Source organism: Mesorhizobium sp. PL10 (genome assembly GCF_053714315.1).
Map to the genome: position 1 here is coordinate 1 of NZ_JBSKBR010000206.1, position 418 is coordinate 418.

The following is a 418-nucleotide window of genomic DNA, read 5'->3' on the forward strand; positions in this document are numbered from 1 at the left end:
GTAAGCGATCCGCTCAGGCAGATCAGATCGACCCAGCGTCACGCCGTAGAAGAAACGCAAGGCGCAAACGGTCTGGTTCAACGCGCCCCACGAGACCCTTCGGCCCACCAAGTGGGCCTGATAGGCGCGCACCTCTTCGTATCCCAGTTGATCGGGTGATCGTCCAAAAAATCGACTGAACTTCGCCACGTGATGCACGTAGGATCGCTGGGTCTCCGGTGACAAATTGCGGATCGTCAGATCTTCAATCATCCGCTGACGCAGAGGGCTTATCTGGGCCATCTGGGGTTCTCCTGTCTGGAAGGTTGGCTCGACACCAAATCTTCTCAGACAGGGGCCTCCTCAGGCCAGACCCGCGCATCAGCTACCGCGGCAGCGGTTTAGTTCAATCAGATATTCTCGCCGATGGGAATCCCTC

General features: G+C 57.7%; 1 protein-coding gene. It reads right to left on the reverse strand.

All coding sequences use genetic code 11. The annotated features are described in order from the left end of the window. Positions 1 to 282: site-specific integrase (locus ACWGTO_RS33875; RefSeq protein WP_454579005.1), on the reverse strand; the 282-nt coding region annotated here is incomplete at its 3' end. Positions 283 to 418: the final 136 nt, after the last annotated feature.